The organism is Agrobacterium sp. NPDC090273 (assembly GCF_044772305.1).
GTDB lineage: Bacteria > Pseudomonadota > Alphaproteobacteria > Rhizobiales > Rhizobiaceae > Agrobacterium.
Genome location: NZ_JBIVYN010000003.1, coordinates 331,880 through 346,805, shown reverse-complemented (window position 1 = coordinate 346,805; position 14,926 = coordinate 331,880). Strand labels below are relative to the sequence as shown.

The following is a 14,926-nucleotide window of genomic DNA, read 5'->3' as shown; positions in this document are numbered from 1 at the left end:
AGAGGCCGGACACTTTCGTGTCCGGCCTCCTTCTTTCGGGCAGGGATTTCAAATTGTCTGAGCCGGGCTCCCAGGAGCCTTGAGCCCCTGGGAGCTTGCCGGCGACCACCGCCGCCGGCCCCGGGGAGGAGATCAGAAGAACCCGACCTTGTTCGGGCTATAGGAAACAAGAAGGTTCTTGGTCTGCTGATAATGATCGAGCATCATCTTGTGGGTCTCGCGACCAATGCCCGACTGCTTGTAACCACCGAAGGCGGCACCCGCCGGATAGACGTGGTAGCAATTTGTCCAAACACGGCCGGCCTCGATGCCACGACCGGCACGATAGGCAACGTTGGTATCACGGCTCCACACGCCAGCGCCTAGGCCGTAGACGGTGTCGTTGGCGATTTCGAGCGCCTCTTCCACTGTCTTGAAGGTCGTCACAGAAACAACGGGGCCGAAGATTTCCTCCTGGAAGACCCGCATCTTGTTGTTGCCTTCAAAGACCGTTGGCTGGATATAGAAACCATCCTTCAGATTGCCGGAAAGCGATTTCTTGTCGCCGCCAGCAAGCACCTTCGCGCCTTCTTTCTTGCCGATTTCCAGATAGCTCATGATCTTGTCGAACTGCTCTTGCGAAGCCTGCGCACCGATCATGGTGGAGTTGCTGAGGGGATCGTCCTGCGTGATTGCAGCAACGCGCTTCAGTGCCTTTTCCATGAAGCGATCATAGATGGACTCGTGCACCAGAGCACGAGACGGGCACGTGCAGACCTCACCCTGGTTAAGCGCGAAAAAGGCGAAACCTTCGAGCGCCTTGTCGAGGAAGGCATCATCTTCATCCATGACATCGGCAAAGAAGATGTTCGGCGATTTGCCGCCCAGTTCCAGCGTGATGTTGGTCACATTGTCAGCCGCATAACGCATGATTTCCTTGCCGACCGACGTGGAGCCGGTGAAGGCGATCTTGGCAATGCGGTTGCTTTGCGCCAGTGGCTTGCCGGCTTCCGTGCCGAGACCGTTGACGATGTTGATGACACCAGGCGGCAGAAGGTCCTCGATCAGTTCCATCACCACCAGAATGGATGCTGGCGTCTGTTCAGCAGGCTTGAGCACGACGCAGTTGCCGGCAGCGAGAGCTGGTGCAAGCTTCCACGCCGCCATCAGGATCGGAAAGTTCCACGGAATGATCTGACCGACGACGCCCAGCGGCTCATGGAAATGATAGGCAACGGTATCATTGTCGATCTGGCCGATCGTGCCCTCCTGCGCGCGAATGCAGCCTGCGAAATAACGGAAGTGATCGATCGTCAGCGGAATATCCGCGTTGGTGGTTTCACGCAGCGGCTTGCCATTATCCCAGGTCTCCGCCCGGGCAATGAGATCGAGATTGTCCTCGATGCGTTGCGCGATCTTGAGAAGAATGTTGGAGCGTTCGGTCACGCTCGTCTTGCCCCACTTCTCCCGCGCCTGGTGCGCGGCGTCGAGGGCAAATTCGATATCGGACGCATCCGAGCGTGGGACTTCACAAATCTTCTGTCCGGTCACGGGCGACAGATTATCCATGTAGCGGCCGGATTTCGGTTCGACCCACTTGCCGCCAACATAGTTGCCATACTTCAGCTTGAACGGCGCCTCGCCAGCCTTTTGCTGAACCTGAATATTCATGATTTCATCCTCCCTGATGAAAAACGATCCGTTGCAGACCGCATGGGAAGAAGGTGGTCCCCTATCGTGACATTTGGTAGAGGGGCGGCGAGGTTCCGCACCGCACAGTGTTTCACATCTGCGACAAAGCGGCCTTGCGGAGAACGCAAGACCGCTTTTGCGGGTCCAGAGTTAAGAAATGTCAGTGAACGGCGAGCTTTTTCATCTTGCGATGAAGGGTCGCACGGCTGATCCCTAGCAAGCAAGCAGCCTGCGTAACATTGCCGTTTGTGCGCGAAAGAACCCGGCGCAGCGCGGCTCTTTCCGCTTCGGCGAGATCCGAACCGCCATCATGTCGCTGCTCGTGGAGTATGTCGGCAGCGGGCACGCCCTGGGCAATTTTCCCATCATCCAGCTTGAGCGCAATTCTCGCAGCACGCGTTGCACCGAGAACAAGATCGTCCTGATCAACCGCAAGCAGCGAGAGCGACGCACCCGAACCAGTTGGCACGATCACGATGCGAGCACCCGGGAAAGCCCGACGGAAAAGATTGCCCTCTATCCGTTGCGCCGCATCCTTGACCGCCTGGGTCACGAAAGAGAACGTCATTTCATCAATGTCGTTACGGCAGGTCGAAATATCGAGGGCGCCCGTCACCCTCCCCGTATGATCGCGGATGGGAGCAGTGGTGCAGCTCAATCGGGTGTTGGACGTAAAGAAATGCTGGTCGCGATAAACGACAACCGATCGCTCGTCGACAAGCGCTGTTCCGATACCATTTGTCCCGACGCTTTGTTCGCTCCACACCGCTCCTGACCATAAACCGAGGGCACGGAAATCGCGGTCATCTCCCGCCGCGCCGCGCCGTTCCAGCGCAACCCCCTCGGCATCCGTCAGCAGCAAACAACATCCCGACCTGCCTACACTCTGGAATATACGGTCGAGTTCCTCAGTGCTTTCGGCAATAAGGCCGGCAGCACTTTCCCGCGCACGGCGGAACTCGCTGTCGGTCAGGAAAAGAGGCTTGCGATTTTCTTCCGGGGCAAGGTGATGTTTCACCATGCAGCGACGCCATGAGGCAATAATTGGAGAGCTCGCGGCGGCGGAACGGTGTCGCGCGATTTCATACACGCGGTCTGCATGGGCAAGGTCAGATGACATGCGCTCCTCCCAAAGCTTTTGGGCAATGTGCGCTGTAAGCCTTCACGTTTCAATAAAAAACTTTGCGAGCGCAGGCTCGCCAGGTTTTCTCGTTCAGCTTGCGGCGCGATAGCGCAGGTCGTCAAGGCCCGCCTGATCGTCCGAAGACTGCAGGTCATCACCCACGAGATTGGCGATCGAGGTCACAGGGCCAGGTTTACCGAAGAAAAAGCCCTGCACCTGCAGGCAACCTTCTCGGCGCAGAAACTCGATATGAGCCTGGGTCTCAACCCCTTCGGCCAGAACCGGAATGTTCAAGCTGTGCGCCAGGATAAGCGTCGAACGGACGATGGCCTCGGACTGCACATTCGTCGAGAGACCGTCGATAAACGCACGGTCGATCTTGATCTTGTCGAAGGGGAAACTCTGCAAGGTCGAAAGCGAGGAATAACCGGTACCGTAGTCGTCCATGGCAATTTTCACACCCAACGCTTTCAGTCGGCGAATGGTCGTCAGGGCATGGCGATGGTCGGCAATGATGCTGCCCTCGGTAATTTCGAGTTCCAGCCGCGCTGGCTGAAGCCCCGTCTTGCGTAAAATCCTGTCCACCTTGTCAGGAAAGTCGTTGTCGGCCAGCTGCTGTGGCGCCACGTTGACGGCGACCGAAAGCGCCTTTTTCCAACGCGCGGCCTGTGTACAAGCTTCTGCAAGCACCCATTCACCCAACTCGACAATGAAACCATTCTGCTCGGCAATCGGAATGAAATCGGCAGGAGAAATCATGCCACGTGTCGGATGCTTCCAGCGCAAAAGCGTCTCGAAACCGACAATGCTGCCAGTATTGGTGTCATTCTGCTGCTGATAATAAAGCTCGAACTCGTTGTTCTCCAGACCGGCACGCATGGCGATTGCAAGCGCATTGCGCTCGCGGGCCGCATCGTCCATCGACTTGTCGTAGAAGCAGATCGTTTCTGCGATGCCATTTTTGGCGCGGTACATGGCGACATCAGCCTGGGCAATCAGGGTATCGGCATCGACCGAACTGCTGTTGCGAACAGAAATGCCGACACTCGCCCCGACGGTGAAAGAATGACCATTCCACTCGACCGGCATGTTGATCTGCTCGATCAGCCGTTTGGCAAACTCCGTGCCGTCTGCACGGGTATAATAAGCTTTGGTTAGCGCCACGAACTCGTCACCGCCCATACGCGCCAGGAACTCGCCCGACCTCAACACGGAACTCGCCCGGTCTGCAATCGTGCGCAGCACCGCGTCTCCCGCCGCATGGCCGTGCACATCATTGATTTCCTTGAAGCGGTCAAGGTCGATCGACAACAGTGCAATATGGGCGCCGGTGGACACGTCACGTGTAAAGCGGGTGAGATGTTCGATAAATGCCGCGCGGTTTGGAATGCCGGTCAGTGGATCGTGAAGCGACAGATGCCGATAACGGGCCACCGCCTGCTGCGTCGATTGAGCATCGATCACGTAGGTCGACAAGCCCAGTGCAAAAAGCAGCACAGTCACTCCGATCGCTCCTCCTCCCATAAGTGCGGGCGAAAGGAGACTCTCTTCGATGACAATCCGGGGATCGAACTCGAACGTCATCGATGCCATGCCGGTATAGTGCATCGACGCGATTGCCAGAATGAGAAAGGCGACGGCGGAATGTTTACAGAACCAGTTGATGGGGCGGGCAATGCGATTAACAGCCAAGGCGCCGAAGACAGCGCCGAGGATCAGCGATGCGATGACGTAGCTTTTGTTCCACTGGATGAAACCCTGGACGTTATAGGCTGCCATGCCGGTATAATGCATCGCCGCGATACCAAGGCCGACAATTGCACCGCCGGCTTCGACGAAGGCACTTCTTCCACCATAAGCGGAAATGCCAAGCCCCGTCGTCATGGTCACGATGGCGATAACCAGCGAAAACCCGGTCAATGTCGGATCATAACCGACAGTGCCGGCCGCGATATATCCGAGCATTGCAACGAAGTGGGTTGTCCAGATGGTTGCACCACCATTGACGCCGGCCAGAAACAACCAGCTCACCTTCTGCACGCCAGACGCGACTCTGACGCGTGAGAACAACCTCATCGTAACGAAGCTGCCCAGAATACAAACGATCACGGCGGCGGCCGTGTAGCGGATGTCATGATCGATGATCAGGCAGTATAGAACCAGAAGCATTATTGTCTTGCACCAACGGAATGTCGGCGACACTTATCATTGATCAAGTTTGCGCTTGGTTTATGCACATGGATAAGCATTGATTAAAAAATCGGCCAAGAACACTATAGATGCAGGATCGGTATTGGCGGAGTTCGAGTCTGGCGATGCAGCCTTGTCATTGCGGCTGTTTTGTACTATAGCGCCCGCACCCGTGCAGACACCCTTGGAGGCAACGCGGGCGGGATGACCTGATGGCCATCTCCAGTTCAAGCCCAAAACAGGCATGAACTCTCCATATAACCTCGAAAGGAAATGCCATGAGCAAAGAATCGTATGAGCTCAAGGCCGAGGCGCGCGAACGAGTTGGTAAGGGGTCCTCTCGTGAACTTCGCCGCAACGGTTTGATTCCCGCTGTCATCTACGGTGACAAGCAGGCCCCAATTTCTATCGCCCTGTCGACCAAGGAAGTAACGCAGCGCATTCACGCTGGCGGCTTCATGACGACGATCGCGACCATCGACTTCGACGGCCAGAAGATCAAGGTTCTCCCGAAGGATTACCAGCTTGATCCGGTTCGCGACTTCACGATGCACGTCGACTTCCTGCGCGTTTCCGGCAATGCTGCCGTTAACGTTGAAGTTCCGGTTCACTTTGTCAACGAAGACAAGTCGGACATCAAGATCGGCGGCGTTCTGAACATCGTCCGTCACACGGTCGAACTGCACTGCCCGGCAACCGATATCCCGGAATTCATCACGGTTGATCTCGCTGGCCTGAAGATCGGCGACAACGTTCACATCTCGAACGTTAAGCTGCCGAAGAACGTTACGCCGGTTATCGACCGCGACTTCACGATCGCAACGATCGTTGCTCCGGCCGCCGGCGTTGCTGAAGAAGCAACCGAAGAAGCTTCCGGCGAGTAATTGACGGGACCGAAAGGTCCTGATCGCCTTGCTTATGAAGACCCGTTCCGTTCGCGGAGCGGGTTTTTTTGTGTTTTGTGAACCTTAAATCGAAACCCCTTTTCTATCCCGCGCGAACGCTGCAGCGTTTCAGCATCGATTAATAATTCCATGAAACGATGCGATTGCTATCACCCAGCACCGGACGCCAAGAAAAACAATGACCTGTCTGTTTTCTCATTCAGGTTTTCAAGGACGGCCGGAAAGGTGAGACGCGTAATTCAGGGGCAAAGGGTAACGACAATCAAACATGGCTCATTCCGTCGAAAGTCGCTTCATCGCGATTGTCTCCGGAGCACTTCTCACGGTCGTTGCTCCCCTCTTCACGCTCCTGCTGACGCTCTCCTATCACGAAGCCATCCGTAGCCAGCGTGATCACCTTGAAATACTGCTGACCACAAACACGCAGGCCCTTGCACGCCCCCTGTGGGATCTGGATGATGACACCATCAACCAGATAACCGGAACGCTTGTCTCAGACCCCATGGTAAAGATGGTGGAGGTCAAGGACACGTCTGGACAGCTCGACATCGTCCAGACCGCGGGCGACGACGCGGTCGAAGATACGGTTTCGACATCCCGCACGGTTATCTACAAGACGTCGGGGGGCGCCATCACGGTCGGTCAGCTGATCGTTCACTATCAGAGCCTCAGCCTGTTCACGTCCCTCAGCCAGATGGAAATGGCGTTCATTACCATTTTCATTCTGGCGATTCTGACCATCGTGCTCGCAGCCATCGTCGGCAACCGCTTCATGGTCATTCGGCCGCTGATGCGATTGGCAGCGGCCATCGAAGCGACACGGCGTCTTGGCTCCCGCCACCACGTCGACTGGCGCTCGAAGGATGAAATCGGCCGGCTGGCCAAAAGCTTCAACGAAATGCAGACCCAGCTCGAAAAAGAAGAGCTGGAGATCAAGAATGCCCATGAACGCAAGATCGAGATCTACAACCGCACGCCCGCCATGCTTTTCTCCCTCGATCGGCAGGATCGGATCGCGGCTGTCAGTGACTATTGGGTCCAGGTAAGCGGTTACAGCCGCGCAAAAGCACTGGGTCTGGATTTTGCCGATCTCATTCATCCGGAAGATCGACCACTCTTCAAGACGCGCAAGACTGCGTTCGAGGCTGTGGATGCCACGGGACAGATGGGCATTACGCTGCGCTTCCGTTGCGGCGACGGCCGCACCATGGATATCCTTATTCTCGAAAAAGAACTCCACTCGAGTGCAGTGACGCAATCGGACACACGGCTTTGCGTCATGACTGACGTGACCGAACTGCGCCAGTCGGAAAAGCGCAATCGGCAGCAGGCCATTTCCGATCACCTGACAGGCCTTTTCAATCGCCAGGGCTTCGAGGCTATCCTGGACACCCAAATCCGCGAGGCGGACAAGAATGGAACGGAACTCGCGTGCCTTTTCATCGACCTCGACCGGTTCAAGGCAATCAATGACAGTCTCGGCCACGCCATAGGCGATGCCGTCCTGAAGGAGTTCACGTTGAAGCTTGAACCTTTGCTCACCGCTGACGATAGCGCGTCGCGTCTGGGCGGTGACGAGTTTGCCATTCTGCTCGCCGGCGAAAATGCTGCCGAACGCGCCTCCAAATTCAGCGACCGTATCTGCTCGATTCTGGACACGCCTTTCGACATTGACGACAACAGCATCCGTATGAGCGCCAGTATTGGCATGGCGATTTACCCGGTTCACGCGTCGAGCGCCGCTGAACTTCTGCAGAATGCCGATATGGCGATGTATACACGCAAAAGGGCCGGCAAGAACGGATCGCAAATGTTCGACCCGTCCATTACCGACCGGGCACGCGAACACGCGGAGATGGAACGCGATATCGAACAGGGTTTGGCAGAAGGCTGGTTCGAACCGTATTTCCAGCCGATCCTGGATCTTGCAACGGGCCAGACGGCAGGCTTTGAAGCCTTGATGCGCCTCAATCATCCGGAAAAAGGGCTGCTGCCCCCCGCCGCCATCGTCAGCCTTGCGGAGGAAAACGGTACGATCAATCGCATCGGCAACACGATCCTCGATCTTTCGATTGCCAATCTGGCCGAGATATCGCGCATCCCCGGAATGGAGAATTCCTATGTGGCGGTAAATTTCTCGCCGCTGCAATTTGAACCGGGACTTCCCACACGTATTGCCGGCGTTCTTCATCGCTACGGCATCCGCCCACGTCGCCTCGTCATCGAGATAACCGAAGCGGTCATCATGAAGGATGATCCGCAAATCCGCGCGATCCTCGACGCCATCCATCAATTGGGCTGCCGGATCGCTCTCGACGATTTTGGCACGGGTTATTCGTCCTTGAGTTACCTCAGCCGTTTCCCGGTCGATATCGTCAAGATCGACCAGTCGTTTACGCGTTCGATCTGCGAGGAAACCGTCGAGGTAAAACAAAGAAGTCGCATGCTGATCGAGGGCATCGCTGCCATATCGCACAAGATGAACTGTATCGTCGTGGCAGAGGGCATCGAAACCGAGGAGCAGAAGGCACTTCTTCTGTCGATTGGTGCGGACTGTGGTCAAGGTTATCTGTTTGCAAGGCCACAACCGGTTCCCGCCGTCATCGACGACCTGAACCGTGATCGACGTGTCGACAGCGTATCGGTCCGGCAGGCATGAGATCGAAAGGAGCGGGGTTGATGCGATTGATCTTGTTGCCCCTGATCTGCCTCGCGCTTGCCCATCCTGTCAGTGCGGCAACCCTGTTTCTCACCACGGAAATTTATCCTCCCTATAATGTCCGGTCCGCCGATGGCGGCGTGGAAGGTGTCTTCATCGATCAGCTCAAAATCCTGCTCGATGAGACAGATACGGAGTATCAGGTCAGTGTGATGCCGTGGGCGAGAGCCATTGCGCTTGCCAGAACACAGAGCATGCATTGCGCCTTCGCCGCCGCGCGGACACCGGAGCGGGAAAATCAGTTCAAGTGGGTTTCTCCGATCCTGACCGACAAGAATATCCTCATCGCCAAAAGCACGACGCCGATCGACTCCACCAGTCTTGACAAGATGAGGAAATACCGGGTCGGCACCCAGCGCGGCGACTATACGGAAAAACTGCTGCAATCGCTCGGGTTTGCAAACATCGATCTCGGTGCGGACTTTTCCATCACATTGAACAAGTTGAAAGCCGGACGCATCGATCTGATGCCCATGTCCGAATTTACCCTCGGGAGCTTGCCAGCGGGCGAGTTCAAGGAGGTCATGACCTTTTCAAAACAGCAGTTTGGCTTGGCATGCCACAAAAGCGTGCCTGATACCTTGATAAAAAAACTGCAGACTCGCCTTAACGCACTGATCACCGATGGCAGACAGCAGAAACTCTTCGACCGCTATAAGCTAAACTCTCGCTGATTGCGCGACAGGACACAAAGAGGTTGACAGCGGCGACATTTCGGGGTGGTGACAGGCGAGAAAACCAGCCAGAACGTGGACAGTTCCCATGAAGATCATTGCAGGATTAGGTAACCCCGGCGCGCAATATGCGGGTAACCGACACAATATCGGCTTCATGGCCGTCGATGCCCTGCAACGTCTGCCGTCTTTTGCCCCCTGGTCGAGAAAATTCAAGGCAGAGATTTCCGAAGGAGAGATCGACGGCGAGAAAGTGCTGTTGATGAAGCCCCTTACCTACATGAACCTCTCCGGTGAGGCTGTGGGGGAAGCGATGCGCTTCTTCAAGCTCAAGCCCGCCGACATTATCGCTATCCACGACGAGCTGGACCTGCCGGCCGGCCGCAGCCGGATCAAGATCGGTGGCGGACATGGCGGGCACAACGGCCTCAAGTCGCTCGATGCCCATTGCGGCAAGGAATATCGCCGCCTGCGCCTCGGCATCGGTCATCCGGGAGACAAGGAGCGTGTACACGGGCATGTTCTGGGTGACTTCGCCAAAGCCGATGCAGTTTGGCTCGACCCGCTGCTCGACGCCATTGCCGACAACGCTGCCATGCTGATCAAGGGCGAAGATTCGCAGCTCATGAACAAGCTGGCTCTCGCCACTGGCAGCAAGCCGGAAAACGAGAAGCCCGCCAAGACAGCGAAACCTGCCGCGCAATCGCATATTCACCAGGCCAGAAACAGCGCTCAGCCCAAAAAGCTGCCGGAGACTGGCCCCATGGCAGAAATGCTGAAGAAGATGTTCGGCAAGAAAGACTGAGGAAGCGACACGCTTGGGGTCATTCCTCCGGCTCGGTGGTGAACATCAGCGGAAATCCCGCCTGCTTGCCAAGATCATTCGCCTCCTTTGCTTTTGTCTCGGCGATATCACGCTCACAGACAACCACAACCGAACTGCCGAAACGATGTGCCGTCATCATGACGCGATGGCCGGTTTCCTCGCTCATGCGAAACACCGCTTTGAGGACGATGGTCACAAAGTCGCGCGGCGTGTAATCGTCATTCAACAAAATGACCTTATAAAGCTTCGGCCGCTTAAGCTTTGGTTTCGTCTTCGGTTTTGGTTTGAGATCGACAGCGTTGTCACTCATGGGAAGTCCCCGTTGATGACGAAAAGACCGGACGCTTGGCCGACGCATATTGCGCCGCGGCCGCCATATCGGCAAGTCTGCCGAGAGCGGAAGCCCAAAATTCAGCACCATTCCGCCGCTTTGCCCGGACAAATCAGGCGCCGGGCTTGACCTTGCCCCGCCCTTTCCGCAAAAGGCTCCCAACGAATTCTTTCAAACGGACAGGTTTCAAGCCATGGGCTTCAAATGCGGTATCGTCGGGCTGCCGAATGTCGGCAAGTCCACCCTCTTCAACGCGCTGACGAAAACGGCTGCCGCACAGGCAGCCAATTATCCTTTCTGCACGATCGAGCCCAACACTGGTGAAGTGGCTGTTCCAGATCCCCGCATGAAGGTGCTGGCGGATATTGCCAGCTCCAAGGAAATCATCCCGACCCGCATTTCATTCGTCGATATCGCCGGCCTAGTGCGCGGTGCATCGAAGGGCGAAGGTCTCGGCAACAAGTTCCTTGCCAACATCCGCGAAGTCGATGCGGTGGTACATGTTCTGCGCTGCTTCGAAGATGACGACATCACCCACGTCGAAGGCCGCATCAATCCGGTTGGCGATGCCGAGACGATTGAAACAGAACTGATGCTCGCTGACCTCGAGAGCCTCGAACGCCGCGTCGAACAGACCCGCAAGCGCGCCACCTCCAAGGACAAGGAATCGCTTGCGCAGCTTCCTGTCATGGAAGCGGTCATCAAGCTGCTGAATGAAGGTAAGCCTGCCCGCTTGCTGTTGAAGACGTTGGCCGCAGACGAGATCGAAGTGCTGAAGGGTCTGAACCTTCTCACCTCGCACCCGGTTCTCTACGTCTGCAACGTCGCTGAATCCGACGCTGTCGATGGCAACGAGCACACCAAGGCCGTCGCCGAAATGGCCAAGGCGCAGGGCGCGGAATGTGTGATCATTTCTGCGGCTATCGAGGCCGAAGTCGCGCAGCTTCCTGAAGAAGAAGCCAAAGAATTCCTGTCTGCTCTCGGTCTGGAAGAAGCAGGTCTCGACCGCCTCATTCGTGCCGGTTACCACCTGCTCGACCTCATCACCTACTTCACCGTTGGTCCGAAAGAATGCCGCGCCTGGACGATCGTTCGCGGCACCAAGGCGCCGCAGGCAGCGGGTGTCATTCACACGGATTTCGAACGCGGCTTCATTCGCGCCTTCACCATCGGCTATGACGATTACGTTGCCTTCAAGGGCGAAGTCGGCGCCAAGGAAGCTGGCAAGGGTCGTGACGAAGGCAAGGAATACGTGGTTCAGGACGGCGACGTCATCCATTTCCGCTTCAACACCTGACACATCAGGCATTTCCGGACATTCCGTCCAACAGGAAGTCATAAAGCTTGCGCCGCCCTCCGGGCGGCGTTCTTGTTTGTGATGTTGCATTCTCCCGCCCGAATGATTTGACCTTTACGTAAAAGGCAAAATCATCTTAGATGCCGCCGTATTGACTGTGCACAGGAGGAGAACATGGCACCGGTCGCGACATATGCCTACGAGGATTTTTCTGCAGGGCGGGAATTTCCCCTAGGGCCGCAGCCGATTTCAGCAGCAGATATCATTGAGTTTGCCAGCGAATTCGACCCCCAACCCATGCATCTTTCGGAGGAGGCTGGTCGCGCCAGCATTCTTGGCGGGTTGGCGGCCTCAGGCTGGCACACATGCAGCCTGTTGATGCGCATGATGGCGGACAGCTACATCATCAATTCGACGTCGCAGGGCAGCCCCGGCATCGATTATGTCGAGTGGAAAAAACCGGTACTGGCCGGCGATACACTCACTGGCAAATCCATTGTCCTGGAACAGCGCACGTCCAGCTCACGCCCCGGCATCGGGCTCGTGAAATTCAGGCACGAACTCTACAACCAGCGCGGCGACTTGGCAGCCCACGGAGAAAACACAGTCATGTTCAAAATGCGCTTAAACGGAGGTGTTGCAGCATGAGACTGGCGGAACTCTCTCCCGTTGGTGAGCGTGTCAGACTCGATACGCTGCACTTTTCCGCTGACGACATCATTCGTTTTGCCGAAAAATTTGACCCGCAGCCATTTCACCTGGATGCGACGGCGGCGAAGAACAGTGTTTTCGGCGCCCTGTGCGCGTCCGGTTGGCACACCAGCGCCGGTTGGATGAAGACCTTTCTTAGCCATTGGGCAAAAGAGGTAAAACGCCTGAAACAGGAGGGCATCGAGCCGCCCAAACTTGGCCCCTCACCCGGATTTCGCAAGCTGCAATGGAAGAAGCCGGTCTATGCCGGAGACGACATCACCTATTTCGTTACCCTGGTCGACACGCGACCCCTGGCATCAAAACCCGGTCTGCTGCTCAACACCACTTTTAACGAAGGCGTCAATCAGGCCGGAGAAACGGTGATTTCGTTTGAAAGCGGCGTTCTGGAATTTGAATAAATTCTTGCCCTGCGCGCCGATGGGCGCGCAGGGTGGATTTCGTATCAGTGACCTGAAAATTCGACCAGCGTCCGCACTTCAACGCCAAGGTCTTCCAGTTTCTTGCGTCCGCCAAGATCAGGCAGGTCAATTACGAAGCATGCGGATACGATGTCCGCTCCCATCTGCCGCAAAAGCTTCACTGCCCCTTCCGCCGTTCCACCGGTTGCGATGAGGTCATCCACCAGAATAACCTTTTCACCGGGCTGTACGGCATCCACATGCATTTCCATCTCGTCGACGCCATATTCGAGGCTGTAGGCAACGCGAACGGTGGTGTGAGGCAGCTTGCCTTTTTTGCGGATCGGCACGAAACCGGCCGAAAGCTGATGAGCGACAGCGCCGCCGAGGATGAAGCCGCGTGCTTCCATCCCGGCAATCTTGTCGATTTTCGTCCCCGCATAAGGCTGCACCAGTTCGTCTACGGCCCGCCGGAACGCGCGTGGATTGCCAAGCAGCGTGGTGATGTCACGGAAAATGATGCCCGGCTTCGGATAGTCGGGAATGGAACGAATGGCAGCGGAAAGCTCCGAAGCGATGACGGTCATGGTATGTCCAATTAATATGGGAAATGGATCAGAAGGTTCGCGCTACCCTATCAATTCGGCGGCGACGTACCAACTAAAAAGGACAAAGGCTTACGCGACCTGCTCCATGCCAGCCATCCGCCCCCATGACGGACAAACATCTTCGAAGGAATGAGACTGTGGTCTCAGCCCCTCGTCAGCCTTGTCGTCGAAACAACCGAAGACGAGGGCAACGGTCGGCGCGTCATCGATGGCGCCCAGCGTGCTGCCGCAGGCAGTGCAGAATGCGCGGCTGGAATAGTCGGAAGAACGATAGGTGGCTGGCATGCCTCCAGCGCCGGTCCACCGCACAGCATCCTTGGCATACTCCACCCACACAAGGCTCGCAGCACCCGAATGACGCTGGCATATATCGCAGGAACAACTGTGCGGGTTGGCCGCCTCGCCACTCGCCTCAAACCGGATGGCACCGCAAAGGCAGCCGCCACAACGTGTTATACTCATTGAACGTTCTCCTGCTACACCGCGCATGAAAAAGCCCCCATGCGGCCATGGGGGCCAAATCCTCTTCAATGATTCCGTCTGTTCGGATCAATGTTCCTTGTTCGCGTAGACCGATCTCTTGGTGAGGTAGACCAGAGCGGTAAAGATGAACAGGAACACCATGACCATGAAGCCGGTGCGCTTGCGATCTTCCAGATGCGGCTCAGCGGCCCACATCAGGAATGCGGAAACATCCTTGGAATACTGGTCGACCGTCTGTGGCGTGCCATCGTCATATGTCACCTGATCGGCGCTGATCGGCGGTGCCATTTTCAGCGCGGTCGCACCAACGAAATACGGGTTGAAATGCGTGCCTTCCGACAGCGTGTAATCCGAACCGTCCGGGTTTTTTACTCCTGCCGGTGCATCCTGATAACCGGTCAGCAGCGCATGGATGTAATCGGGGCCGCCTTCCTGATAACCACCGACGATCGGGATCATGTCGATGAGGAACTGCGGAAAACCACGTTCGACGCCGCGTGCCTTGGCCAGCAGCGACATATCAGGCGGAGCGGCTCCACCATTGGCTGCAGCCGCCGCCTCATGGTTCGGGAACGGCGATGGGAAATGATCCGAAGGCACGGCCTTGCGGTTAAACATCTCGCCGTCGGCATTCGGGCCGTCCTGAACCTCGTATTCACCAGCGAAAGCCTTCACCTGATCTTCCGAGTAGCCCAGATCCTCCAGCGTACGGAAGGAAACGAGGCTCATCGAATGACAGGCGGAACAGACTTCCTTGTAGACCTTCAGGCCACGCTGAAGCTGGCCCTTGTCATATTTTCCGAATGGCCCGGCAAAGGACCAGCTCTGCTCTTCAGGCTTTATAACCGGGAAATGATTTCCGGCGATCGCATGCGTGGTCTGGGCGGCGAGATCGTGGCTTTCTTCCGCCGCAGAGGCGACAGAGACTGAACCGGTAAGGGCGGCGATTAGCGCGATGCTCGTGAGAAGCTTTTTCATTGTCGTCAT

General features: G+C 56.5%; 14 protein-coding genes. 7 read left to right on the top strand and 7 right to left on the bottom strand.

What is annotated here, in order from left to right:
* Window positions 1-132: 132 nt before the first annotated feature.
* From ACIQT8_RS10925 to ACIQT8_RS10915, 3 genes are all read right to left on the bottom strand, one after another.
* On the bottom strand, window positions 133-1,650 hold the full coding sequence (locus ACIQT8_RS10925; RefSeq protein ID WP_138791085.1) for an aldehyde dehydrogenase family protein: 1,518 nt from the start codon (window positions 1,648-1,650) through the stop codon (window positions 133-135).
* Window positions 1,651-1,831: 181 nt separating this feature from the next.
* Window positions 1,832-2,791, bottom strand: coding sequence for a helix-turn-helix domain-containing protein (locus ACIQT8_RS10920; protein WP_400965047.1), 960 nt, complete (start codon window positions 2,789-2,791; stop codon window positions 1,832-1,834).
* A 93-nt stretch (window positions 2,792-2,884) separates the two neighbouring features.
* Window positions 2,885-4,963 carry a putative bifunctional diguanylate cyclase/phosphodiesterase gene (locus tag ACIQT8_RS10915; RefSeq protein WP_400965045.1) on the bottom strand — a complete coding sequence of 693 codons (2,079 nt, stop codon included), beginning with the start codon at window positions 4,961-4,963 and terminating at the stop codon, window positions 2,885-2,887.
* A 299-nt stretch (window positions 4,964-5,262) separates the two neighbouring features.
* On the opposite strand from ACIQT8_RS10915, the gene ACIQT8_RS10910 reads away from it, so the two are divergent.
* The 4 genes from ACIQT8_RS10910 (at window position 5,263) to pth (ending at window position 10,087) form a co-directional block, all read left to right on the top strand.
* Window positions 5,263-5,868 carry a 50S ribosomal protein L25/general stress protein Ctc gene (locus tag ACIQT8_RS10910; RefSeq protein WP_138791088.1) on the top strand — a complete coding sequence of 202 codons (606 nt, stop codon included), beginning with the start codon at window positions 5,263-5,265 and terminating at the stop codon, window positions 5,866-5,868.
* A 289-nt stretch (window positions 5,869-6,157) separates the two neighbouring features.
* Window positions 6,158-8,548 carry an EAL domain-containing protein gene (locus ACIQT8_RS10905; protein ID WP_400965042.1) on the top strand — a complete coding sequence of 797 codons (2,391 nt, stop codon included), beginning with the start codon at window positions 6,158-6,160 and terminating at the stop codon, window positions 8,546-8,548.
* A gap of 20 nt (window positions 8,549-8,568) precedes the next feature.
* Window positions 8,569-9,282 (top strand): substrate-binding periplasmic protein, encoded by a 714-nt coding sequence (locus ACIQT8_RS10900; RefSeq protein WP_400965040.1) that lies wholly within the window; start codon window positions 8,569-8,571, stop codon window positions 9,280-9,282.
* Between the two features lie 88 nt (window positions 9,283-9,370).
* Window positions 9,371-10,087 (top strand): aminoacyl-tRNA hydrolase, encoded by a 717-nt coding sequence (gene pth, locus ACIQT8_RS10895; protein WP_138791091.1) that lies wholly within the window; start codon window positions 9,371-9,373, stop codon window positions 10,085-10,087.
* Between the two features lie 19 nt (window positions 10,088-10,106).
* On the opposite strand, the gene clpS is transcribed toward pth, so the two are convergent.
* Window positions 10,107-10,418: an ATP-dependent Clp protease adapter ClpS gene (gene clpS, locus ACIQT8_RS10890; protein ID WP_400965037.1), complete on the bottom strand. Its 312-nt coding sequence runs from the start codon at window positions 10,416-10,418 to the stop codon at window positions 10,107-10,109.
* A 214-nt stretch (window positions 10,419-10,632) separates the two neighbouring features.
* On the opposite strand from clpS, the gene ychF reads away from it, so the two are divergent.
* The 3 genes from ychF to ACIQT8_RS10875 all read left to right on the top strand — a co-directional run bounded on the left by ychF (window position 10,633) and on the right by ACIQT8_RS10875 (window position 12,848).
* Window positions 10,633-11,736 carry a redox-regulated ATPase YchF gene (gene ychF / locus ACIQT8_RS10885; RefSeq protein WP_400965036.1) on the top strand — a complete coding sequence of 368 codons (1,104 nt, stop codon included), beginning with the start codon at window positions 10,633-10,635 and terminating at the stop codon, window positions 11,734-11,736.
* 174 nt (window positions 11,737-11,910) lie between these two features.
* Window positions 11,911-12,384, top strand: coding sequence for a MaoC family dehydratase (locus tag ACIQT8_RS10880; RefSeq protein ID WP_138791094.1), 474 nt, complete (start codon window positions 11,911-11,913; stop codon window positions 12,382-12,384).
* Window positions 12,381-12,848, top strand: a complete 468-nt coding sequence (locus ACIQT8_RS10875; RefSeq protein WP_262523098.1) for a MaoC family dehydratase — start codon at window positions 12,381-12,383, stop codon at window positions 12,846-12,848. Before ACIQT8_RS10880 ends, ACIQT8_RS10875 begins: the two co-directional genes overlap by 4 nt.
* A 44-nt stretch (window positions 12,849-12,892) precedes the next feature.
* On the opposite strand, the gene ACIQT8_RS10870 is transcribed toward ACIQT8_RS10875, so the two are convergent.
* From ACIQT8_RS10870 to ACIQT8_RS10860, 3 genes are all read right to left on the bottom strand, one after another.
* Window positions 12,893-13,435, bottom strand: a complete 543-nt coding sequence (locus ACIQT8_RS10870) for an adenine phosphoribosyltransferase (protein WP_045019026.1) — start codon at window positions 13,433-13,435, stop codon at window positions 12,893-12,895.
* Window positions 13,436-13,525: 90 nt separating this feature from the next.
* Entirely contained in the window at window positions 13,526-13,918 is a 393-nt protein-coding gene (locus tag ACIQT8_RS10865) for a GFA family protein (protein ID WP_400965035.1), read from the bottom strand.
* An 87-nt stretch (window positions 13,919-14,005) separates the two neighbouring features.
* Window positions 14,006-14,917 (bottom strand): cytochrome c1, encoded by a 912-nt coding sequence (locus tag ACIQT8_RS10860; protein ID WP_400965034.1) that lies wholly within the window; start codon window positions 14,915-14,917, stop codon window positions 14,006-14,008.
* Window positions 14,918-14,926 lie beyond the last annotated feature (9 nt).